Origin of the sequence: Enterobacter cloacae complex sp. SHL009 (assembly GCF_049237205.1) — a bacterium.
In the GTDB taxonomy this organism is placed as follows: domain Bacteria; phylum Pseudomonadota; class Gammaproteobacteria; order Enterobacterales; family Enterobacteriaceae; genus Enterobacter; species Enterobacter cloacae_M.
The window spans coordinates 958447-977994 of the sequence record NZ_JBMKIW010000001.1 but is presented as its reverse complement, the minus strand read 5'-3'; the positions used below and the strand labels follow the sequence as shown (position 1 = coordinate 977994).

Annotated in this window: 24 protein-coding genes and 1 pseudogene; 10 read left to right on the top strand and 15 right to left on the bottom strand. The window is 52.6% G+C overall.

Going from position 1 to position 19548, the window contains the following annotated elements:
- Nucleotides 1-357 precede the first annotated feature (357 nt).
- Nucleotides 358-606, bottom strand: a complete 249-nt coding sequence (locus ACOTZC_RS04845) for a LysR substrate-binding domain-containing protein (RefSeq protein ID WP_233426928.1) — start codon at nt 604-606, stop codon at nt 358-360.
- Here ACOTZC_RS04845 and ACOTZC_RS04840 point away from each other — a divergent pair.
- The 6 genes from ACOTZC_RS04840 to ACOTZC_RS04815 all read left to right on the top strand — a co-directional run bounded on the left by ACOTZC_RS04840 (nt 524) and on the right by ACOTZC_RS04815 (nt 2911).
- The gene (locus tag ACOTZC_RS04840) at nt 524-760 is read left to right on the top strand and encodes an NmrA family NAD(P)-binding protein (RefSeq protein WP_335264138.1); all 237 of its coding nucleotides are present in this window, start codon (nt 524-526) and stop codon (nt 758-760) included. The two genes, ACOTZC_RS04845 and ACOTZC_RS04840, sit on opposite strands and share 83 nt — an antisense overlap.
- On the top strand, nt 757-957 hold the full coding sequence (locus tag ACOTZC_RS04835) for a hypothetical protein (protein WP_417323536.1): 201 nt from the start codon (nt 757-759) through the stop codon (nt 955-957). Before ACOTZC_RS04840 ends, ACOTZC_RS04835 begins: the two co-directional genes overlap by 4 nt.
- Nucleotides 958-1030: 73 nt before the next feature.
- Nucleotides 1031-1474, top strand: coding sequence for a PACE efflux transporter (locus ACOTZC_RS04830; protein ID WP_248162339.1), 444 nt, complete (start codon nt 1031-1033; stop codon nt 1472-1474).
- 37 nt (nt 1475-1511) lie between these two features.
- Nucleotides 1512-1940 (top strand): DUF4354 family protein, encoded by a 429-nt coding sequence (locus ACOTZC_RS04825; protein WP_163353820.1) that lies wholly within the window; start codon nt 1512-1514, stop codon nt 1938-1940.
- Nucleotides 1941-2027: 87 nt separating this feature from the next.
- Nucleotides 2028-2399: a VOC family protein gene (locus ACOTZC_RS04820; RefSeq protein WP_023311812.1), complete on the top strand. Its 372-nt coding sequence runs from the start codon at nt 2028-2030 to the stop codon at nt 2397-2399.
- Between the two features lie 149 nt (nt 2400-2548).
- A complete protein-coding gene (locus ACOTZC_RS04815) occupies nt 2549-2911 on the top strand; it encodes a DUF4406 domain-containing protein (protein ID WP_045354998.1) in 363 nt (120 codons plus the stop codon).
- A 38-nt stretch (nt 2912-2949) separates the two neighbouring features.
- Here the strand turns inward: ACOTZC_RS04815 and ACOTZC_RS04810 are convergent, their stop codons facing one another.
- Nucleotides 2950-3723 (bottom strand): DeoR/GlpR family DNA-binding transcription regulator, encoded by a 774-nt coding sequence (locus ACOTZC_RS04810; RefSeq protein ID WP_047174344.1) that lies wholly within the window; start codon nt 3721-3723, stop codon nt 2950-2952.
- Between the two features lie 86 nt (nt 3724-3809).
- On the opposite strand from ACOTZC_RS04810, the gene ACOTZC_RS04805 reads away from it, so the two are divergent.
- A complete protein-coding gene (locus ACOTZC_RS04805) occupies nt 3810-4394 on the top strand; it encodes an NUDIX domain-containing protein (protein ID WP_421635622.1) in 585 nt (194 codons plus the stop codon).
- A gap of 301 nt (nt 4395-4695) precedes the next feature.
- Nucleotides 4696-5388 carry a helix-turn-helix transcriptional regulator gene (locus ACOTZC_RS04800; RefSeq protein WP_421635621.1) on the top strand — a complete coding sequence of 231 codons (693 nt, stop codon included), beginning with the start codon at nt 4696-4698 and terminating at the stop codon, nt 5386-5388.
- A 14-nt stretch (nt 5389-5402) separates the two neighbouring features.
- On the opposite strand, the gene ACOTZC_RS04795 is transcribed toward ACOTZC_RS04800, so the two are convergent.
- Nucleotides 5403-6041, bottom strand: coding sequence for an acyl-homoserine-lactone synthase (locus ACOTZC_RS04795; RefSeq protein ID WP_047064252.1), 639 nt, complete (start codon nt 6039-6041; stop codon nt 5403-5405).
- Between the two features lie 383 nt (nt 6042-6424).
- Between ACOTZC_RS04795 and tam the strand changes: the two genes are divergently transcribed.
- Nucleotides 6425-7183: a trans-aconitate 2-methyltransferase gene (tam, locus tag ACOTZC_RS04790; protein WP_045399320.1), complete on the top strand. Its 759-nt coding sequence runs from the start codon at nt 6425-6427 to the stop codon at nt 7181-7183.
- Between the two features lie 4 nt (nt 7184-7187).
- Here the strand turns inward: tam and ACOTZC_RS04785 are convergent, their stop codons facing one another.
- The 7 genes from ACOTZC_RS04785 to ACOTZC_RS04755 all read right to left on the bottom strand — a co-directional run bounded on the left by ACOTZC_RS04785 (nt 7188) and on the right by ACOTZC_RS04755 (nt 13255).
- Nucleotides 7188-8378, bottom strand: coding sequence for a cytochrome c biogenesis protein/redoxin (locus ACOTZC_RS04785; protein WP_421635620.1), 1191 nt, complete (start codon nt 8376-8378; stop codon nt 7188-7190).
- Nucleotides 8379-8513: 135 nt separating this feature from the next.
- Nucleotides 8514-9812 carry an ATP-binding protein gene (locus ACOTZC_RS04780; RefSeq protein ID WP_421635619.1) on the bottom strand — a complete coding sequence of 433 codons (1299 nt, stop codon included), beginning with the start codon at nt 9810-9812 and terminating at the stop codon, nt 8514-8516.
- Complete coding sequence (locus ACOTZC_RS04775) at nt 9809-10549, bottom strand: response regulator (protein WP_047174339.1); 741 nt, start codon at nt 10547-10549, stop codon at nt 9809-9811. Before ACOTZC_RS04775 ends, ACOTZC_RS04780 begins: the two co-directional genes overlap by 4 nt.
- A gap of 44 nt (nt 10550-10593) precedes the next feature.
- Entirely contained in the window at nt 10594-11589 is a 996-nt protein-coding gene (locus tag ACOTZC_RS04770) for an alpha/beta fold hydrolase (protein ID WP_421635618.1), read from the bottom strand.
- 145 nt (nt 11590-11734) lie between these two features.
- A complete protein-coding gene (locus ACOTZC_RS04765; protein ID WP_213751204.1) occupies nt 11735-12175 on the bottom strand; it encodes a GNAT family N-acetyltransferase in 441 nt (146 codons plus the stop codon).
- Between the two features lie 12 nt (nt 12176-12187).
- Nucleotides 12188-12658 carry a GNAT family N-acetyltransferase gene (locus ACOTZC_RS04760; RefSeq protein ID WP_045399303.1) on the bottom strand — a complete coding sequence of 157 codons (471 nt, stop codon included), beginning with the start codon at nt 12656-12658 and terminating at the stop codon, nt 12188-12190.
- Nucleotides 12659-12667: 9 nt separating this feature from the next.
- Entirely contained in the window at nt 12668-13255 is a 588-nt protein-coding gene (locus ACOTZC_RS04755; protein WP_239632522.1) for a hypothetical protein, read from the bottom strand.
- A 173-nt stretch (nt 13256-13428) separates the two neighbouring features.
- Between ACOTZC_RS04755 and ACOTZC_RS04750 the strand changes: the two are divergent.
- Nucleotides 13429-13656, top strand: a pseudogene (locus tag ACOTZC_RS04750) (GNAT family N-acetyltransferase); the annotation flags it as partial.
- Here ACOTZC_RS04750 and ACOTZC_RS04745 read toward each other — a convergent pair.
- The 5 genes from ACOTZC_RS04745 to ACOTZC_RS04725 form a co-directional block, all read right to left on the bottom strand.
- Nucleotides 13644-14558, bottom strand: coding sequence for a bestrophin family protein (locus ACOTZC_RS04745; protein WP_213751200.1), 915 nt, complete (start codon nt 14556-14558; stop codon nt 13644-13646). The pseudogene ACOTZC_RS04750 and the gene ACOTZC_RS04745 overlap by 13 nt on opposite strands.
- Nucleotides 14559-14758: 200 nt before the next feature.
- Nucleotides 14759-16210, bottom strand: coding sequence for a tagaturonate reductase (locus tag ACOTZC_RS04740; protein ID WP_421635617.1), 1452 nt, complete (start codon nt 16208-16210; stop codon nt 14759-14761).
- A gap of 118 nt (nt 16211-16328) precedes the next feature.
- Nucleotides 16329-16856, bottom strand: a complete 528-nt coding sequence (locus ACOTZC_RS04735) for a GNAT family N-acetyltransferase (protein WP_045399290.1) — start codon at nt 16854-16856, stop codon at nt 16329-16331.
- Nucleotides 16857-16938: 82 nt separating this feature from the next.
- Nucleotides 16939-17904, bottom strand: a complete 966-nt coding sequence (locus ACOTZC_RS04730) for a sensor domain-containing diguanylate cyclase (protein ID WP_023311795.1) — start codon at nt 17902-17904, stop codon at nt 16939-16941.
- A gap of 119 nt (nt 17905-18023) precedes the next feature.
- The gene (locus ACOTZC_RS04725) at nt 18024-19463 is read right to left on the bottom strand and encodes a sensor domain-containing diguanylate cyclase (protein WP_163353813.1); all 1440 of its coding nucleotides are present in this window, start codon (nt 19461-19463) and stop codon (nt 18024-18026) included.
- Nucleotides 19464-19548 lie beyond the last annotated feature (85 nt).

The window sequence follows — 19548 nt, the reverse complement described above, 5'->3', positions numbered from 1 at the left end:
TACAGGTTTGCCCATTTCGTCAGCCAACACAGTTTTTAGCTGTTGCAGCTGTGTCGGGGAGGCATTGCTTATGCTGGTAGCCACCTCGTTACAGCGTTGCAGGCGGCGGGAAAAAAATTTAACCATTTGAATACTCAGCGTTTAGTTAGGCGAGAATGACTGCAACAGACCGACTACATAGCGCCCGGACTGGACGGTGTTTTGAGGATTGCGGATCGTCCTTAGACAGCAAGGTAATTAATAAAAAGAATTTATGATTCGAAGATTAAGACTCAGATAATAGCAGCGTTAACCATATTAAATTTAACATAATATACATTATGCGCACCAATATGGGTTCAGAAGAAATCTGGCATTTTATGGGCATCGTTGGGCGTTGGCCTGAATGCTAATGACCTCTGAGTGTGTCTTCTCACGTGCTGCTATCGTCACGCTGATCGTCTCAGACAGAACCAGTTCAACGGTTATTTGCGGATATGCATCCTTTATCTGTGCAATCACGGAAGGCAGAACCTCCGTGCCGATGATTTCACTGGCGGCGACGCGCACAACGCCCCGCAACCCGGTTGCGCCGGAGCTGAAACTGGCAGCCGACCGCTCAATCATCATGGCCGTAAGCACAAATCAGGTACTGATACTGGGCGCAACGGGTGGGATCGGTGGCGAAATTACCCGTAAATTGATCCGTGACGAATGGGATGTTCGGGCATTGCGCCGCAGCAGCACGTCGCGGAGCATGCCGATATTAAGGCGAAGGTGAAGTCATTTCCATGGTGGCTGGTTTCTGCAATGAGTCCGTTTAACACCACGCTGCGTGAAATGCGGGAGATGCGCTATCTCTGGGAGCAGACAATAGAGATGGATAATTCAAAACTGATCGCCTTTTTAGGTCATGAACCGCAGACCCCCCTTACCGAGGCCGTGCGTTCTACATTAGCAGGCCTGGGGTGTATTTAACATAACCTGCATTTAGAAAAGGTTGAAAGACATCTGATATACTTCAGCTTTTGAAAAACGCTGCCGTAAGCAAATGGAAATTGAATTAAATAAGAGTGTTAAAGAGAGAGTTTTCCATGCTGTCATTTTTGAAGTGACGGCCAACGTTATCATCGCGCTGTCTCTCGCCAGGCTGATGAACGTGTCGGTACTCCAGTCAGGCTCGTTGTCCGTGATATCCGCCCTTACCGCCACGGTCTGGAATTTTATTTTTAATAAGATCTTTGACTCCCTGCAGAAAAAACATCAGTTTCAGCGCACATTTCTCGTTCGCGCAATCCATGCGGTTGGTTTTGAAACGGGACTTATCATCTCCTTAATCCCTGTGGCAATGGTTATGCTGAACCTGACCGTGGCTGAGGCATTTTTTGTTGAGATTGGTCTGGTGCTGTTTTTCCTGCCCTATACGATGCTGTTTAACTGGCTTTACGACTACCTGCGCTGGACGTTCGTTGGACGAAAGCGTTCGGCGTTATAGCTAAGTGAATCAATGTAAAAAATGAAGAGGAAGAAAAATGCGAAATCTCCTGACTAAAGGAATTTGTCTTGCGTTAGCGTTGTCCGCCGCCGGGACGGCGCTGGCCGCTCAGAAAGAGAGCCATGACGACAAGCTCAACGGGATAACCATTTTCGCTCAAAAAGAGTCTCAGGGAAGCCAATGGGACAGTACAACGGGCGAAGCAAAATATATGGTCAGCTATAAAGTTACGCTTGATAACGCGTCGGGTAAAAGTATTGAGCCGGGCAAAGATAATAAAATGTGTTTCTTCCTGTTTGATAAAAACGGAAAAACATTTATGAGCACCGGCATTGAGCTTGAGATGTTGAAAAAATACAACCCGCGGGACAACAGAACAGGATTGGTCTATTTTTCCAGCTCAAACCCTGACGTTTTAAATATGCCATTTGTCCGCTTCGGCATCGGAAAAGACTGCATAAATTGATGACTGTCACATTGACACGTTCTTTCGTATGTTCGCCCCACTCTCCTTCTATACTGGTTATCTCTCCATCTCATAAAGGAAGAAACCATGTTCGATCATGTGAAATTCGGCGTCAGTGATTATGAAAAAAGTAAAACCTTCTTCCTCCATGCGCTTAAGCCGCTTGGTGTAGAACTCATTGATGAAGGCACGCCAGACTACGGTGTCGAAATGAGTTCAGGCGACGTTTCGCTTTGTCTTTTTCAGACAAATGATAAACCTGCTCCTCTGCATCTGGCGTTTGTGGCCGACACGCGCCAGCAGGTCGATGCATTTTACCATGCCGCCCTGCGCGCCGGCGGACGTGATAACGGCGGGCCGGGGTTGAGGTCATACGGTGAAAATTACTATGCCGCGTTTGTCATTTCGCCTGATGGCCATAATATCGAGGCGGTGTGCCATGCGCCGGAAAGTCTGTAGCTCAGCCCTTCTCTCAGAAGCGATTAAATGATCTGTTATGCATCTTTTTGCACGATAATGCACGAAAGAGTTTCATAACGCGGCCACAATTCCGTATGGTATCGGTAGTAAACGTGCAACTTCATGCAATAACTCTGACAGAGGTACCTATGACACAACAGCTAATTTTAATTGCCGGCCCCTATCGCAGCGGAACCGAAGGCGTTCAGGCACGTATTGATGAGAATCTGGCGCGTCTCGAAAGCGCAGCACTAGCCGTTTACCAGCGGGGTCACATCCCGGTCATTGGCGAATGGCTGGCTTTGCCGTTGGCAAAAGCCGCAGGATCGAAAGCGGTTGGTGATGAAATCAGTGAAGCGATGCTGTACCCCGTTGCTCACCGGCTAATAGCTAAATGTGATGCCATTTATCGTATTGCCGGTCCGTCTAAAGGTGCCGATATGGACATTGAGGTTGCCCGCAAATATGGCCTGAAGGTTTATACAGCACTTGAGAACATTCCTGAGGCTTAAGGCAGTCCGCCAGCCAGCCTGTGCTCACAGGCTGGCTATCAGAGAGTGACACTCTCTGAGGTCAACACGACGGATACTCCCTTTTCCGATACCGCGCGGATCCAGTCCTTATCGGTATTGTCTTCCACGACGATGGTATTCACCGATGACACATCGCCAATCACAAACGAAGACGCTGTGTTGATCTTTTCAGGAGAAGCCAGCACAACCGTCTCCGCGGCTCTGCCGGAAAATGCACGTTTGATGCACGCTTCTTCGAAATCGCCGGTTGTCAGCCCCGCCTCAGGATGGATCCCGGTCACGCCCATAAAGAACAGATCTGCATGAATATTTTCGATGCCTTCGATGGCCGCAGCGCCGACCGCAACAATGGAGTGCTTATACAAGCGACCGCCGATCAGAATCACCTCGATGGACGGATGATCCACAAGCCCCAGGGCGATGCTCGGACTGTGCGTAACCACCGTGATGCGCAGATCTGGAGGGAAAAAAGTAATCAGCTCCGAAGTAGTCGTGCCACCGTCAACGATCACCACCTGGCCTGATGAAATCAGCTGCGCGCCTTTGCGGGCGACCCGTTTTTTCGCATCCATTTTCACGGATTGCCGTTCGGCAAAGGGAGCAATAGCAGAAGATGACGGCAGCGCGCCGCCGTGAACGCGCTGCAAACGCCCTTCTGCCGCCAGCTCGCGCAAATCACGCCTGATGGTGTCTTCAGAGACATCAAAGAACATGCTGAGCGCTTTTGACTGGACCTGGCCTTCGGTGCCGAGCTTTTCGAGGATCAATTGTTTTCGCTGACTGGTGAGCATCATGAATTCCTGATATTGCATGCTTTATCTTGAAGATGCACGATAATGCTGTTTATGATAATTACTCTACGTAAGGAGAAACAAACGTGCAATCAAAACGTGCAGATGTGCGCATCATTGACAGTGAAACCCTGTCAGATAACTGGTACAACCTTAAAAAGTACACCTTCGACCTGCAGCGCCGTGACGGCGAATGGCAACGACAGCAACGAGAGGTCTACGACCGTGGCAACGGCGCGACTATTCTTCTCTACAACCGTGAGAAAAAGACGGTGATCCTGACGCGCCAGTTCCGCTTCCCTGTCTTTATCAACGGCCATGAGGACAATCTAATCGAAGCCGCTGCGGGGTTGCTGGACAACATGGATCCCGAGAGCCGCATCAAAGCAGAAGCGGAAGAAGAGACAGGATTTCAGGTTTCGAGCGTGCAGAAAATCTTTGAAGCCTATATGAGTCCAGGCTCCGTCACGGAAAAACTCTATTTTTATCTTGCCGAGTATCAGCCAAAAGACAGAACCGGCGCAGGCGGCGGGATCAAGGCTGAGGGAGAAGATATCAACGTGCTGGAAATGACGCTTGAAGAGGCATTATGCGGCATTGAAACAGGCAAGATTGTCGACGGTAAAACCATCATGCTGCTTTATCATATTGCTCTGAAAGGCATTATGTAGCCTGCGGGTTAAAATCCTGATTTGAATCTGGGTCGGTACGCTTGTGCAATACTCAAATGCAAAGCGGAAAACCTCCTAAATTTTGCAGCCTACTATATTTAGTTAACGATTTCGGGATTTGACAAAATCTTCAAAAATTCACTGAGTCATCTGCATTTTCCATTAGAAATGCCACACGTTCGCCAGGCTACCACTTGAGGTAGCCTGTCTTATCTGTTGGCTGGATTAAAATGCGACTCGCTACAGATAACGAAGCATATTATACTTGCTCCTCCACTCGAACAGGAGGCAAGCAACTCACGTGAAGGATACATATTACAACGACATAGCGATCAATACGCTAATTCAGAGTGAGCTGGACGCGTTTTTTGAGGATTTCAAAGGGATCGTCTTCGCCTACGCCATTATGAACAAGAAAGATCCTTCACAGATGCGGATAATCAATAACAGCCCCGAGTGGTTTGATATCTACCTCGACAGAAAATACCAGTTCATTGACCCTGTTATCATTCGGGCTTTGCGCTGTGTTGAAGATTTTTTCTGGGAAAGTGATGTCATCCTGTCTGATGGTTATAACCTGACGCGCATTTTCGACGAAAGCGTCCAGTATGATATCTACCAGGGGCAGACGTTCCCTCTGCATGACTATCTGAATAATCTTGTCGTCTTATCCGTCATCAGTCCTAAGCATTCTGGTATTGATATAGAAAAATATCGGCCAAAATTTCTAAGCTTCCTTGTTCAACTGCATCAGAAGACACTCAATCTCTATAGCCAGCACCAACAGAAAAAGAATGTTTTTCTGTCGCCACGTGAGAGACAAATCCTTAAATGGGTCAGCGCCGGGAAAACCTACGCAGAAATTTCTGTTATTTTGTCTATTGCTGAACGCACCGTTAAATTCCATATGGGGAATGTAATGAAAAAACTCGGTGTGAATAATGCCAGACACGCAATTAAACTTGGAACAGAACTACGATTACTGGACGACTGAGCCTCAGCCACTGGTTATAAGTGGCGTAAATGCTCCAGCATTTCGCGAAGCCAGTGACTGGATTTATCTTTTCTAATAATGTCTTCAATAATGTTGATACTGGCAGGCATAAATATATAGTAAATAACCTCTCCTTTTTCAGACAAGCCGCGTTGAATAACTTCAACTTTCCAGTTTGCATGGCGAAAAATGGCATACATACCACGACTGACTACTGCATACATTCCATGATATTTATTCTTAATGCAATAAATATTCATCGCAAGAAACAATGCCTTACTGGCGGGCACGCCCTGCAGACTTGAGGAGTCTCGTCTTTCTTTATCTAAAAATAAACGGCTAATTTCACAGCAGGGAACATCTGTCGGTAAAATAATGGTTTCGGCAAAATAATTGTGAAAAATTTCACTTATCATTGTCGGATGCGTCGAATTAATGAATCGCGCGCCGCATAACAACTCTCCCTCATACATACCCAACAAGTATGTCGTGTTTGGGTTGTCAAATTGATCCTTTTCCATATCTTCAACGCATTCAACTTTCCAGTCGAGTCGGTCCCGAAAGGTTTTTCTCCTGAGTCGGAAGAGTTCGCGGGCTAATGCTGACGGTAAATCATCGTAATCATGCAAAAAAAACTCAATAACAGAATTCATTGCTCTTATTCCTGATAATAACACCTGAAACTATTATCCCCTGTCTTTTAGGACAGCTTTCATTGTGCATGGTATTCCTTATACTTGAAAAGTACCCGGCCACTAAGTCCTCGTGAAACTCAGTGGCCAGGAGGTCAAAGACCTACGAAACACCAGGGATATATCCATTCATGATTATCTAATATTTATAGTTTCGGGTACAGAGCGTAAGAAGCACTTAGCCGATAAAATATTAAAAAACGATAATTATAAAATAATTACAATTAAAGTATTACCCCTTAAGAATTTAAGGGGTAATATTTCCTTTTTCTTATTTTTTCCCTATTATCTCTGTTCTTACTGCTGTGCTACTCTTGCAGAAGCATGCTAAACGGAGAACCAAAATGGCCGACTGGAATCCTTCTCTTTACCTGCAATACGGCGCGGAAAGAACGCGTCCTGCCGCAGAACTGCTCGCCAGAATTCCTCTGGATGAGGTCTCCACCATCGCTGATTTAGGCTGCGGGCCGGGAAACAGCACCGCGCTGTTGAAGCATCGCTGGCCTTCGGCGCACATTACCGGGGTCGACAAATCCCCTGCAATGCTCGAGGAAGCTAGAGCCGCATTGCCTGGCTGCCATTTTGTTGAGGCCGATATCCGCCAGTACAAGCCTGGCCAGCCGCTGAGCCTGATTTATGCCAACGCTTCGCTGCAGTGGGTTCCTGACCACTACGATCTCCTTCCTCATCTCGTTTCTTTGCTCACGCTTAACGGCGTATTAGCGATCCAGATGCCTGACAACTGGCTTGAACCCACTCACGTAGCGATGCGTGAAGTGGCGCTGGAGCAAGACTACCCTGACCGCGGCCGTGAACCTCTCCCGGGTGTGCATGCCTATTACGACATCTTGTCGGAGGCGGGCTGTGACGTGGATATCTGGCGGACAACCTATTTCCATAAAATGAGCTCGCACCAGGCCATTATTGACTGGGTAAGTGCCACCGGCTTGCGTCCGTGGCTGCAGGAACTGAACGAGAGCGAGCAGAAACGTTTCCTGAAACGCTACCATGAACTGCTGGAAGAGCAGTATCCGCTCCAGGAAAATGGGCAGATACTGCTCGCTTTTCCGCGGCTATTTCTCGTAGCGCAACGCCAGCCCTGACGGGTTATGACCTGGCTTCTTTCAGCAGCTGCTGAATGATCTTTTCCTGCTGCGCATAATCTCCTTCGCCAAAGGCGGTATAGCGTAGCTGGCCTTTGGCATCGAAATAGTAATGCGCTGGCCAGTACTGGTTCCCGAAAGCGTTCCAGATTTGATAGTTGTTATCCGTCACCACCCGATACGGCAGCTGCCATTTCTCCACCGCGGTTTTTACCGACGAAAGCGGCTTTTCCCAGGGATATTCCGGCGTGTGAACCCCAATCACGACCAGCCCCTGAGACTGATACTTCGTGGCCCAGTCTTTCACATGGGGAAGCGTATGCTGGCAGTTAATGCAATCCCACGTCCAGAAATCAATTAATACCACCTTCCCTCGCAGAGATTCAGACGTGACAGGGTCACCGTTTATCCACCCTGTTCCCCCGCTTAACGAAGGCAGCTGGCTGCTGGGCTCTGTCATCACGACCGGCCGGAGCTTCACCGGCGCGGCAGTGGGTTTCGCCAGCGTCAAAAGTGTTGTCTCCAGACGATCCGCAACGCCGTTTGCTCCTTTCAGAAGCGAAGTCATTCCTGTCGCGTTAAATACGACTGCCGCCAGCATCGCCACGCCAGCCCCCTGCCGCAGCCTTTCCATCAGCGCCGATTTTGCTCTTAACGGCGCAATCAGCGTGCGGCCGCCGAAAACGAGCAGGCTCAGCATCAGCGCGCATCCGCTGCCGTAGGCCGCCAGCAGCGCGCCCGTCGTAATGGCCGAATGGCCCGCGATATTAATGCTGAAAATGGCGCCCAGTATGGGACCGGCGCAGGGAGACCAGAGCAGCCCCACCGCGAGCCCGGCCAGAAAAGCCGATGCCATACCGCGCGTTTGCCCGCTTCGGGTGTTCAGGACATTTCCCGCGCTGACGGCCGGACCCGCAATACGCTGGGCGAATGACGGAAAAATTAAGGCCAGCGCGGCCGTGGCCAGAATGACTAGAGCGATCCAGCGCCCGACGATGGTTGCCTCTGCGATCCACTCGCTGGCGACGGTGACGGCCATCGCCACCAGGGTGAACATCACGATCATCCCCGCGAGCAGGGCCAGAATATGTCGTCGCTGTCCCTGAAAACCGGCGAACAGGAGCGGAATAACCGGGAGAGTACATGGGCTGAGCAGGCTTATCACCCCGCCCAGAAAAGCGATTACCAGAAACATAGACACCTCACAATACAAGTCCTGCGACGCTGCAGTGAGGCTATTTCATCGTGCGGATGTGTTCAGGATATGTGTAAAAAAGCAGGTTTTGTCTGACTCTGTATCACCCAGGCCGGGAGATACAAAGCCGTACAATTAACGGCGCGGTAGCGTAATGGAGACATCCAGTCCGCCTCCGGCCCGGTTCGTCAGGTTGAGCTTTCCTTCAAGCTGAGCGGTGAGCTGCGCGGCAATCGCCAGTCCGAGTCCTGTTCCGCCGGTATCGCGGTTGCGCGATGTTTCCACCCGGTAGAACGGCTGTAAAACCGCCTCAAGCTCGGCTTCAGGGATCCCCGGCCCGTCGTCCGTGATGTGGATAACCACCTCCCGGTCAGACGAATCATCGATGGCTATTACAGCGCGTTCGCCGAATTTGAGCGCGTTATCCAGCAGGTTAGTCATCACCCGGCGGAGCGCCTGGGGACGCGTAACGATTGGCAGCCGGGCATCGCTTGCCTGAAACTGCACGTTTTTACCGATGTCCTGATAATCGCAGGCGATGCTGTTGACCCAGGCGTTTAGCTCCAGCTTCAGCGGGGTCTCTTCCAGCGATTCTGATGACCGGGCATACGCAATCCCCTCCCGCACCAGACGCGTCATGTTATCAAGGTCGTTCAGAAACTTGTCGCGAAGTTCTGGTTCCCCTGCCATCTCGACACGGAGCTTCATGCGGGTAATCGGGGTCTGGAGATCGTGAGAAATGGAGGCCAGGATCTGCGCGCGCTCCCTGAGATAAGACTGAATGCGTGCCTGCATTGCGTTGAAGGCATGCGCTGCCCGCTGCACCTCAAGCGGACCTTTCTCCGTCATTGGCGTGCTGGCCGCCGGATCCAGCGAATCCACCGCGCGGGTAAATTGTGAAAAAGGCCGCACCACCTGCCGCACGGCAATCCAGGCGCACGCAGCCAGCAGCAGCAGCTGCAGAATCAGCACAACGGGCAACCAGCTGGCGACCGGCGGCATGCGCGGGATCAGGTCAATGGTCAGCGGCGCGCCGTCGCGCAGCGTCAGATGCGCCTGGATGTGTGAAACGGCACCAGGGACGGCGGTGAAGCTGAGCGGGTACTGTGTCGCGAGCGTCGCTTTTAAGGTTCGGATGGCGTCCTGCGAACGCCTATCCGTCGGCGCGTTGCCGGGCTCTCCCGGCCCCAGAATATAGCGATAGTTACCCCGTTCGAGGCGCGGAAGCCAGGCCGCGCGTTCGCTGGCCGGTAAGCGGTCTAAAATGGCGACGCTGGTTGCGACGTCGTTTTCCAGATTACCGAGCATCACCGTTCTGGCGCTGTGCATTCGTTCAATCATGACCAGCGTCAGGCTCAGGGCGTTGGCCAGCAGCATGCCGGACAGCACGACCAGCAGCAAACGGGCCAGCAGAGAGCGTGGCCAGAGCCTCATTCGTTAACCTCTTTGATGGTCACCGGCATCGTAAAGACGTAGCCTTCACTGCGCACGGTTTTGATATAGGCGGGCATGCGGGCATCTTCGTTGAGACGCTGGCGAACCCGGCTAACCAGCAGGTCGATTGAGCGTTCAAACAGCTCGGCGTCTCGCCCCTGCGTCAGGTTGAGCAGCTGATCGCGGGTCAGCACCCGCTGAGGATGGTCAAGGAAAACGCGCAGCAGGCGATACTCCGCCCCGCTGAGCGCGACGATCACCCCTTCCGGATCGATTAAGTGACGTGCAACGGTATCGAGCTGCCATTCACCGAACATCACCAGCCGCCCGGCTTCTGTCACCTGCAGATTGGGCGGCATCGTGCGAAAACGTCGTAAAATCGCTTTGATACGCGCCAGCAGTTCACGGGCGACAAACGGCTTCACCACGTAGTCATCCGCGCCCATCTCCAGACCCAGGATCCTGTCCGTCTCCTCATCGCGGGCCGTCAGCATCAGGATGGGCAGATCTTTATATTTCCCGACGCGTAGCTCTCGACACAGCGTAAGGCCGTCGTCGCCGGGCATCATGACATCCAGCACAACCAGGTCGATATGCTGTTTATCCAGCACGACGCGCATCTCTTTACCGTTGGCCGCGCCCGTCGCGCGATAGCCAGACTTACCGAGATAATCGACAATCAGTTCACGAATATCCCTGTCGTCATCGACGACAAGGATATGATCAATATGCTCCACCGAAATCTCCAGACCGAAGGTTAACGTACTGAAAATAGCACATTTCAGAGCTTGTCCGCGTCAACGACGGCCTTGACGAAATCCTGCGGATCTTCCTGAGGCGGATTGTGCCCCACGTTTGCCCCGAAGGTGCGGTGCTCATATTTACCGGTAAATTTACCCGCGTAGGCCTGCGGTGCCGGATGCGGCGCACCGTTGTTTCCGCCTTCGATGGTAATCGTTGGAACGGTTATATTCGGCAGCGTAGCGAGTTTTTGCTCGTAGCTGTCGTATTTGCGCTCGCCTTTTTCCAGCTCTAAACGCCAGCGATAGTTGCTGAGCGTCACGGCGACGTGATCCGGGTTATCGAGGGATTTGGCGCTGGCGTTAAAAACAGCATCGCTAAATTTCCAGTCAGGCGAGGCCTGAGACCAGATTAAGCGCGCGAAGTCATGCGTGTTTTTGGCATAGCCCTCAGCACCGCGCGCGGTGGCGAAATAGAACTGATACCACCACTGCTGCTCCGCTTTTGGCGGCAGCGGCTGTTTGCCAATCTGCTGGCTGCTGATGAGATACCCGCTCACCGACACCAGTGACTTAACGCGCTCTGGCCACAGCGCCGCAACGATATCCGCCGTACGAGCGCCCCAGTCATATCCTGCAAATACCGCCTGCTTAATATTCAGGGCATCCATCAGGTTCACAATATCTTTCGCCATGGCTGAAGGCTGGCCGTTGCGCGGCGTTTTGGCTGACAGGAAGCGCGTGGTGCCGTAGCCGCGCAGAGAAGGCACAATCACCCGATAGCCTTTTGCCGCCAGCGCGGGCGCAACGTCGGCGTAGCTGCGAATATCGTACGGCCAGCCGTGCAGTAAAATAACCGGCTGGCCGTTTTTCGGGCCGATGTCGACATAACCGACATTCAGATCGCCGGCGTTAATTTGCTGTGGATGATCAAAGGCTGCCGAGAAAGTTGTGCCGGTGACTTCAGCCTGACAGGACATCACGGTGCCAAGAGAAACGGTCAGTGCGAGAGTTGAGTATGCGAATTTGCTAAACATGTTGGTATCTCCGGTTGAGTACAATTCACGGGGATATAACAACACGGCAATGTATAGCGGATATGTGCGAAAGCGGGTTTATTGCAAGCCTGTGTATGTATCCGGGACGCAGATACAGTGTGATACAAACACAGGCGTTGTCGCCTTAAAGGGAGAGGCGATAGCGGACGTAATCGTCAGCTTGACCGTATTTGTCATAGAGTTTACGCGCCGGGTTATTCTCACGGGTGACCCAGTACAGTTTTGACCAACCTTCGCACTTGCCTTCCTCAATCAGAGCATCAATGAGCGCCTTACCGGCTCCCGCCCCGCGTTCGTCGGCATCAACAAACAGATCTTCCAGGTAGCAGACGGGGGCCGTTGACCAGGTTCCTTCATGCAGAATGCACATCGCGAAACCGATGACCTTTTGGTCCTTCTCGACCACCCGGCAGAACATCCGGGAATGCGCTGAGAGCGCCCTTTCCCATGTCGATGCGGTGACGGATTCCTCGAGGTAGCAATCATAAAAATGGGTATAGCCATCCCAAAGCGGTCGCCATTGGGAGTAATCGTCTTCGCATAGAGGTCTTACCGTGACAGCCATGTGTTCCTCACATTACAAATCGATCGCCATTTCGAAACAGCGTAAATCAGCCCCCGCCATACGCGAGTGATGATAGGTTTCGCTCAGCGTCACAAACCCCAGTTTCTGATAAAACGACTGGGCGTTAGGTGTTGCATCCAGCCTCAGGCGGGCTATCCCCCGGCTGCGGGCCTCATTTTTTAGCGCCTCGATAATCCGGGTCGCCATGCCTTTACCGGATGCAGCGGGCAAGGTGAATATCGCCTCCAGACAGTGGGTATCCAGATCCAGATAGCCGGTTGCCGCAATATCACCCTTTTCATCTTCCACCACGTAAAAAGGGTATTCAATGACCATCTGCCGATAGCGTTCTGGCATAAGATCCGGTGTCCAGCGCGCAATGACGTCGGCGCCGTAGCTGGTTTTACAGCCGTGACGAATCGCCTGATTGCGAATATTCCAGAGTATTTCGGCTTCCTGCGGGTTAGCTTTTCGTAAAGTCATACCCCCCCTTTAACGGCTTTTTAGTCGCATTTCCCGTGCCAGTCTGGCAAGACGCTGAGTACGACAATAGAGCGTAAACAGCACAAAGCCTCTGCTGTTCATAACCATCCGACAAAGTAACAGCGCGGATGATGCGATGACCAGTGGCCAAAGACCTCCGTCATGAGAAAACAGGAGATATAGCCCCTGAATAAGGGTCGCTATCAATAGAATGATGAACAATGCCATAAAGCTCAACAATCCAGACGTCTTACCTCGAGCCAGGAGTACGCTTATCACAATGAGTGCGCCTGTCATCGTCAATGATGGTACGAAAAAGCTCAATGCATGATGTAAAGGTGACAACCCCTGCAATGCGCTGAGAAAAGGCAGAAGGTTTAACGCAAACGCCACTAAAAAAAGAGGTAACAGCACCGCTACCGGATAAGGATTTTGACGCGGAAGCTCGCTGAGAGGACGCGAAAAATACCGTTCCAGCTCTGGCGTGGAATGATTAAAGAGACGGGTATCACGATGAGCAATAGCCTCCTCTATCTCTTTGCCATGCTGCAGGAGATCCTGGAAAACCCGTCCGGTTAAAAGAGACACAAAACTCATCAATATTTCGCCATTAAAGAAATGATGTCCATTTCTGGTAGGTAATAAACCCAGCGCGCCTCAACTGAATGTGATAGAGATGAAAATACCAGAACACAAACAAAAGCATAACGCTTAAATATGGAGATCCGCGGATGACCATACCGACGCTCACGACAGAACGCTTACTGCGATACATGCGCGAAGCCAGCATTGCCGCGACGGATTTCTGGTTTAATACCCTAAACAAACCCGTATTGCGCGCCCCGAAAGCCGCCGCCAACAGCCGCTCCCGGCGTATTTCAGACAGTAGCGGCATGCGGCTTATCAGAACGGAACAAAAAGCCTACGTCAGCGGCATGCTGGATTCTGAACTTTGGGAAATCACCCGCGACGAGTGGAACGCCCGTCAGGTCAGCTGATAATGCTTATCCGGCATTAGCCTTTCCGGAATGTTCTCTTCATCGTTCATCTGCAGCAGATCGCGTTCCATCATGTTGCAGATGGCGTCCAGGGGCAGATCGTTATCTTCTGTGCCGAACGGGTCTTCCAGCTCTTCCGCCAGGGTGTCCAGCGAGATAAAGGTGTAGGAAATCAGGGCCGAGACAAAGGGCGTCATGTAGTGCAGATCTACAACCAGCGCGAACGGCAGCATGATGCAGAACAGATACACCGTGCGGTGCAGAATCAGCGTGTAGGCAAACGGTACCGGCGTGGTCGCAATGCGCTCGCATCCGGAAAGGACGATGGACATATCGTTCAGACGGTTGTTCAGGCTGTGGAACAGGATGTCTGAAAGCTGGCCGTTTCGCCGCCGCACGGCCAGCCACTCCCCCATGATCAGTAAAATACGGTTCGCCGGCGAGTTGGCGCTCATCACGTGGCGTAAATCATCCGGAGCAAGATAGCGAGAGAGCTTTTCGGCGTTCAGGTCCCGGCGCAGGGTCATACGCAGGCAGTTGGCAAAAGCTATCTGCAGGCGGACAAATTCGCCAAGGTGCTTATCGTCAGGCAAGGTGTTTTTTACCTCGCGAAACAGCGAGCGTGCCGCTATCATCAGCTGCCCCCACAGCAGGCGAGCCTCAACGTAGCGTGAATAACAGGCGTTGTTTCTGAAACCGAGAAAGATAGCGATCGCCACGCCGAGAATGCTAAATGGCGCCACGGTAAATTTGATGCCCAGCGAGGTATACCACGGCAGCATCAGGATAACGGCGATAGAAAGCAGGAAGTTGAGCAGCAATCGGGTATAGATCTTAGGCAGTACCGAACCGTGCCAGACAAAAATCAGTTGTAGCCAGTGCTGTTTAGGACGAACAATCATAGTGAGTTTCAAGCAGGAAAAGAGCGTGACTATTAAACGTGATCCCCCTCACGGTTGCAAGCATGTTAACGGAACATTGAATTTTATGACCTGTTTAGCGATAACCGCACGGTGCTGCATGTGGTTTTAAAAAAAGAGCAAATAGTATGTTGTAACTAAATTAAGATGTAATTAAACCCGGCCGAAGCCGGGTGACGTCATTAGCACAGGGGTTTCACCGCTGTACGCATTCCCTTCAGGAGAATGGCGTCAAGATCCAGGGTGACCTGGTCGACAAGTCCGGAGACCTGCGTGAGATCCTGTTCCCAGTGCTCGCTCACGCTCAGCACAGATTGCACCAGCTCACGGGTGCTCAACTGCCGATCGCGGTACTGTGCCCACAGCTGCTGATAACGTTCCAGCCAGAATGCATCATCCTGTACCGGGTAGTTTTCCCCGTTACGCTCCCCGCGATAAAACGCTATCAATGCAGCCAGCGCAAACGTCAGACGCGCGGGCAGTTGTCCGCTTGCCTTCTGACCTGCCAGCAGCTGCGGCAGGATGCGGGTGCGGTATTTGGTCATGCCGTTGAGCGCGATGGAGAGCAGCTGGTGTCTGATGTAAGGGTTGCGAAAACGCCCAGTTACCGCGCTGGCGAAAGATTCCAGCTCGTCACGCGGCAGATCGAGGACAGGAATAATCTCCTGATAAATCGCTTTTTCGACGAACGCGCAGATCTCTGCATCATTCATCGCCTCGCCCACCGTATCCAGCCCGGCCTGGAATGCCACCGGCACCAGCGCGGTGTGTGCGCCGTTCAGGATAGCGACTTTGCGCTCTTTGTAGGGCCTGATGTCGTCGACAATCAGCACGTTTAACGGATACTTATCCAGACGGAGTTCCTGTGCAAGGGATGCCGGTCCCTGGATAACGAACAGATAGAAATGTTCAGCCGTATTCAGGAACCCATCGTGATAGCCCAGCTCAGCTTCCAGCGTGGCCGCTTCGTCGCGCGGGTAACCGGTCACGATACGGTCGACCAGCGTAGAGCAGAAGCTGTTGGCGTCATTTAGCCACTGAATAAAGGCCGCAGGCAGGGCCCACTCCCGCGCATTGCGCAGGACAAGTTCATGCAGCGCAGCGCCGTTGTAGTCAATCAACTCGCACGGAATGATGATCCAGCCTTTATCCGCTGCACCGTTGAAGTGGCTAAAGCGCTCAAACAGCAGCCGCGTCAGCTTCGCCGGGTAGCTTACCGCAGGGGCATCGTCGAATCTGTCCCCCGCGTGGTAGCTGATACCCGCTTCGGTGGTGTTTGAGAAAACAAAACGCATATCCGGATTGTGCGCCAGTTTCAGGAACGCATCATACTGGCCGTAGACGTCGATCTCCCGGTTAACCGAGCGGATAAGACGGCTCTCACTCACCGCTTCACCCTGCCCGTTCAGGCCGCGAATGATAGTGGTATAGAGACCATCCTGAGTGTTCAGCGACGGCGGGAAGTCGCTCTGAATAGGACGAACGATAACCACACCGGCGTTAAGATCGGTATGTTCATTTAGCAGGTCAATTTGCCAGTCGACAAACGCACGCAGGAAGTTGCCTTCACCAAACTGAATAATGCGTTCCGGGTATTGAGCACCGGGAAAATCACGACGGTTGAGCGTGTTCACAAGAGGGTTCCTTTTATGATTAGTCATACAGCCTGATAAGATTGGTACGATAACTTATCAAAACTTAACGACCAGAAACCCTGTTTTGATCAATCCACGGTGTAGTTGTACAAAATAATCATAAGAACTTATAGAACACGGAGGTGGCCGTCATGGCGCCATCCGGCATCAGGGCATAGCGCGGGATCTCCCCCACCTTTTGCCAGCCGGCGCGCTGGTAGAACGTCTCGGCGCCGCTGCCGGTGGAGGTATCGAGCACCAGAACCGAAATATCTCTGGCCCGCGCCTCCGCTTCAAGCGCTTCCATCAAGGCCATCGCGGCACCTTTCCGGCGCGCTTTCTCGTGAACCAGCAGCTTCGCCACATCGGCGCGATGCGGCTGGTTTTCCGGCTGGTCGACGATCAGCTGCACCGTTCCGATGACGCCGTCCTGCGGGTCGATACTGGCCAGCACGAGGCGCTCGTTGCGCCCTACGCTTTCAGCGATGCCGCGCCAGAACGAACGAGCCTTATCCAGACTAAAGGGAAGTATAAAGCTGACGGATGCCCCGCCGCTCACACAGTTTTCGAGGATCGCGGCCAGCGCATCAAGATGGGTGAGAATGTCGTCTCGGGTGAGGTTTTTAATTTGCAGTGAGGTATTCATTGTTTTTCCTTACGTTGAATACCGTCACTGTGCATTTAACATCTTCTTAACGCAAACGGATCGGACATACGCTTTTGTTATGTTACCGGGCGCGCTGGCGCTGCTGTTTCATGGCATACATCTTTTCATCGGCATCTTTTAACCACTGCTGCAGGTCGTTGCCGTTATGATCGAATTCACTGAGCCCCCACGAGAAATGGAGAGACCAGGGATGTAGCTTGCGGGCGTTATAGTTTTCTACCTGCTCGGCAAGATACTGCATGGCAATCCAGGCACCCTGCTCATCCGTATCCGCGAACAGCACGGCGAACTCGTCCCCGCCAAAACGCACCAGCAGATCCGCCTCACGGAAAGAGGCGCGCATCAGCTGCGCCATCGCTTTCAGCGCCTTATCCCCCTCTTCATGCCCGAAGCGATCGTTAATTTCCTTAAAGCGATCCAAATCCAGCCAGCCGAGCGTGAGCGGCTCAGCGCGACGTCGGGCAACGGAAAGCGTGAACCGCACGAGCTGATTAAAGCCCCGACGGTTGAATAACCCGGTTAATTCATCCGTGGTCGCCGCGCTGATGGCAGCAAATTCATCCTCTGCCAGCGCGCCAAGGTCCCCCAGCACGGCGAGGTCGGCGGCAGAAAACTCGCGGGGAGCGTAATCAATCAGGCACAGCGAGCCAACGCTTGCGCCGTCGCGCAGGCGCAGCGGGAAGCCCGCGTAAAACCGCACGCGAGGCTCACCGGCCACCAGCGGGTTATCCGCAAAGCGATCGTCCTGAAGCATATCCCCCACCACCAGCGGCGCTTCGGTGAGGATCGTATGCCCGCAAAATGAGATATTACGCGGAACGCTTCCGGGTGCCTGACCGTCGGCCGACTTAACGATCAGCGAATGCTCATCAATGAGATTGACCATCGCCAGCGGCACCTGGAAGAAGCGTTTTGCCAGACGCGTTAAGCGGTCAAACGCCGGGGAGCTGTCAATCTCAAGCAGACCTGATTCTCGTAGCGAGTTGAGTCTGTCTGTTTCATTTTCAGGGGTTGCAGGTGCTTTCATAATGTCTCCTGACGTAAAGCGTTACTAAAAGCGTAGCTTAAACAGAGACATTGTCAGTGTTCTGACGTCCTGTTAAGCCGCTTACTATTCACGTCAATGCCTTATGACGATTAACGCAGCTATGTTTCACTCCCGGAGGGCGCGGCAATTTGCTCGTCCGCCACCCGGGCGCTGGTACGGTTTCGACCCGCTTTTTTGGAACGATAGAGATGATCGTCCGCTTCGGCCATGAGCTTGTTGAAGACCTCGGTCAGCTGCCAGGACTCAGCCTTTCCGCTGCCGAGGCCAATGCTGACCGTCAGATAGAGCGTCTGGTGACGCCATGTAAAAGGATGACTGGCAACGGTGGATCGGATACGTTCAGCCAGTTCAAAACCATGCTGCGCGTCGCCTGAATTGACCACCACGGCGAACTCTTCCCCGCCCATGCGCGCCACCATGCCGTCTTCACCGACGACCTGCTGAACCTGTCGGGCAAACGACGCCAGCACGCGATCTCCGCACTCGTGGCCGTAGTTATCATTAATGCTCTTGAAATAATCAATATCCAGCAGCATGACGGTCAGAAAACGCGTATGCCGGTGCGTCTCTTCATGCTTTAACGCCTCATAAAGCCCGGAACGCGAGTAGACGTGCGTTAAAAAGTCATAATCCGCCCTCAGTGAAACCTGGCGGATCAGGGAATTAATCGCCGCCATGCTGACGGAAACCATCACCGGACAGATCGCCATCGTGGCGATCCCCAGCCGGGCTGAGAACATCATTGGCGTCATAAACGGCGTCGCCACGGCAATATTAATAATCGAGTTGGCGACCAGAATAATTTCAGTGGCGCCCGTGATAAACGTCAGCAGACAGGTCGCAGGCAACGAGTAACGAACCGCACACCAGATAAGCGCAGGCAGAGGAAACGAGAGGCTCCCCGCTCCGCCAATCACCACCGACGCGATCACCGAGACGATCAGCGCAATCACCGGCAGCAGCTGCTCCAGACGTAGCCTGAGCTCACGCCCGGGCATGCGTAACGTGAGCATACAGGGCACAACAAGCACGCCGGTTGAGAACTGCTCGCTAAACCAGTCGGCAAACAGCGGCCAGAAGGTATGACTGTCAATCCCGACCGACCCTACCGCCCCGAGCAAGGCGCAAAGCAGCGCGGCAATCAGACAGTAGTTAAACAGGCGTAATGCGTTAAGCGGATCGGGGGTTTTCTTCATCAGCCGCTTGTCGCGCTGAACCAGCACGGCGACGACGACGATAAAGATCATGTTTGACAGGTTGATCACCACGGAGGCCATACCCCAGTTGGTCGTCACCGCGTCGTACAACAGCATCGCGACATAACATACCGCATAGTAATGCAGGCGATTCAGGTAAACATAGCGGGCGAAAATCCCTGCCATGACGCCGTTCAGCGGCCAGAACAGCGACAGGGCCTCAACGAGCCGTAATTCCGCGCCCACAAAATAGAATAAGGTTGTAAGGATGAAGATCGTCGCTGCATTTCGCAGCGGCGTGTCAACCTGGAACGGCCTGAAAGCGGTAAGAGCAGAACGCATTAAATATCATTCCATATGAAAGCTTATGGCAATTATTGCGGTCGTCAGCATGATCGGGACTAACTTGGGATGCATCTATAACACA

Coding starts and splice junctions, on each gene's coding strand:
- ACOTZC_RS04765 (WP_213751204.1), bottom strand. CDS start 12,175: ATGGCTGTCACGGTAAGACCTCTATGCGAAGACGATTACTCCCAATGG.
- ACOTZC_RS04730 (WP_023311795.1), bottom strand. CDS start 17,904: ATGAAAGCACCTGCAACCCCTGAAAATGAAACAGACAGACTCAACTCG.
- ACOTZC_RS04815 (WP_045354998.1), top strand. CDS start 2,549: ATGACACAACAGCTAATTTTAATTGCCGGCCCCTATCGCAGCGGAACC.
- ACOTZC_RS04845 (WP_233426928.1), bottom strand. CDS start 606: ATGATTGAGCGGTCGGCTGCCAGTTTCAGCTCCGGCGCAACCGGGTTG.
- ACOTZC_RS04725 (WP_163353813.1), bottom strand. CDS start 19,463: ATGCGTTCTGCTCTTACCGCTTTCAGGCCGTTCCAGGTTGACACGCCG.
- tam (WP_045399320.1), top strand. CDS start 6,425: ATGGCCGACTGGAATCCTTCTCTTTACCTGCAATACGGCGCGGAAAGA.
- ACOTZC_RS04755 (WP_239632522.1), bottom strand. CDS start 13,255: ATGAGTTTTGTGTCTCTTTTAACCGGACGGGTTTTCCAGGATCTCCTG.
- ACOTZC_RS04745 (WP_213751200.1), bottom strand. CDS start 14,558: ATGATTGTTCGTCCTAAACAGCACTGGCTACAACTGATTTTTGTCTGG.
- ACOTZC_RS04810 (WP_047174344.1), bottom strand. CDS start 3,723: ATGCTCACCAGTCAGCGAAAACAATTGATCCTCGAAAAGCTCGGCACC.
- ACOTZC_RS04820 (WP_023311812.1), top strand. CDS start 2,028: ATGTTCGATCATGTGAAATTCGGCGTCAGTGATTATGAAAAAAGTAAA.
- ACOTZC_RS04760 (WP_045399303.1), bottom strand. CDS start 12,658: ATGACTTTACGAAAAGCTAACCCGCAGGAAGCCGAAATACTCTGGAAT.
- ACOTZC_RS04770 (WP_421635618.1), bottom strand. CDS start 11,589: ATGTTTAGCAAATTCGCATACTCAACTCTCGCACTGACCGTTTCTCTT.
- ACOTZC_RS04785 (WP_421635620.1), bottom strand. CDS start 8,378: ATGTTTCTGGTAATCGCTTTTCTGGGCGGGGTGATAAGCCTGCTCAGC.
- ACOTZC_RS04735 (WP_045399290.1), bottom strand. CDS start 16,856: ATGAATACCTCACTGCAAATTAAAAACCTCACCCGAGACGACATTCTC.
- ACOTZC_RS04825 (WP_163353820.1), top strand. CDS start 1,512: ATGCGAAATCTCCTGACTAAAGGAATTTGTCTTGCGTTAGCGTTGTCC.
- ACOTZC_RS04830 (WP_248162339.1), top strand. CDS start 1,031: ATGGAAATTGAATTAAATAAGAGTGTTAAAGAGAGAGTTTTCCATGCT.
- ACOTZC_RS04780 (WP_421635619.1), bottom strand. CDS start 9,812: ATGAGGCTCTGGCCACGCTCTCTGCTGGCCCGTTTGCTGCTGGTCGTG.
- ACOTZC_RS04795 (WP_047064252.1), bottom strand. CDS start 6,041: ATGAATTCTGTTATTGAGTTTTTTTTGCATGATTACGATGATTTACCG.
- ACOTZC_RS04840 (WP_335264138.1), top strand. CDS start 524: ATGATTTCACTGGCGGCGACGCGCACAACGCCCCGCAACCCGGTTGCG.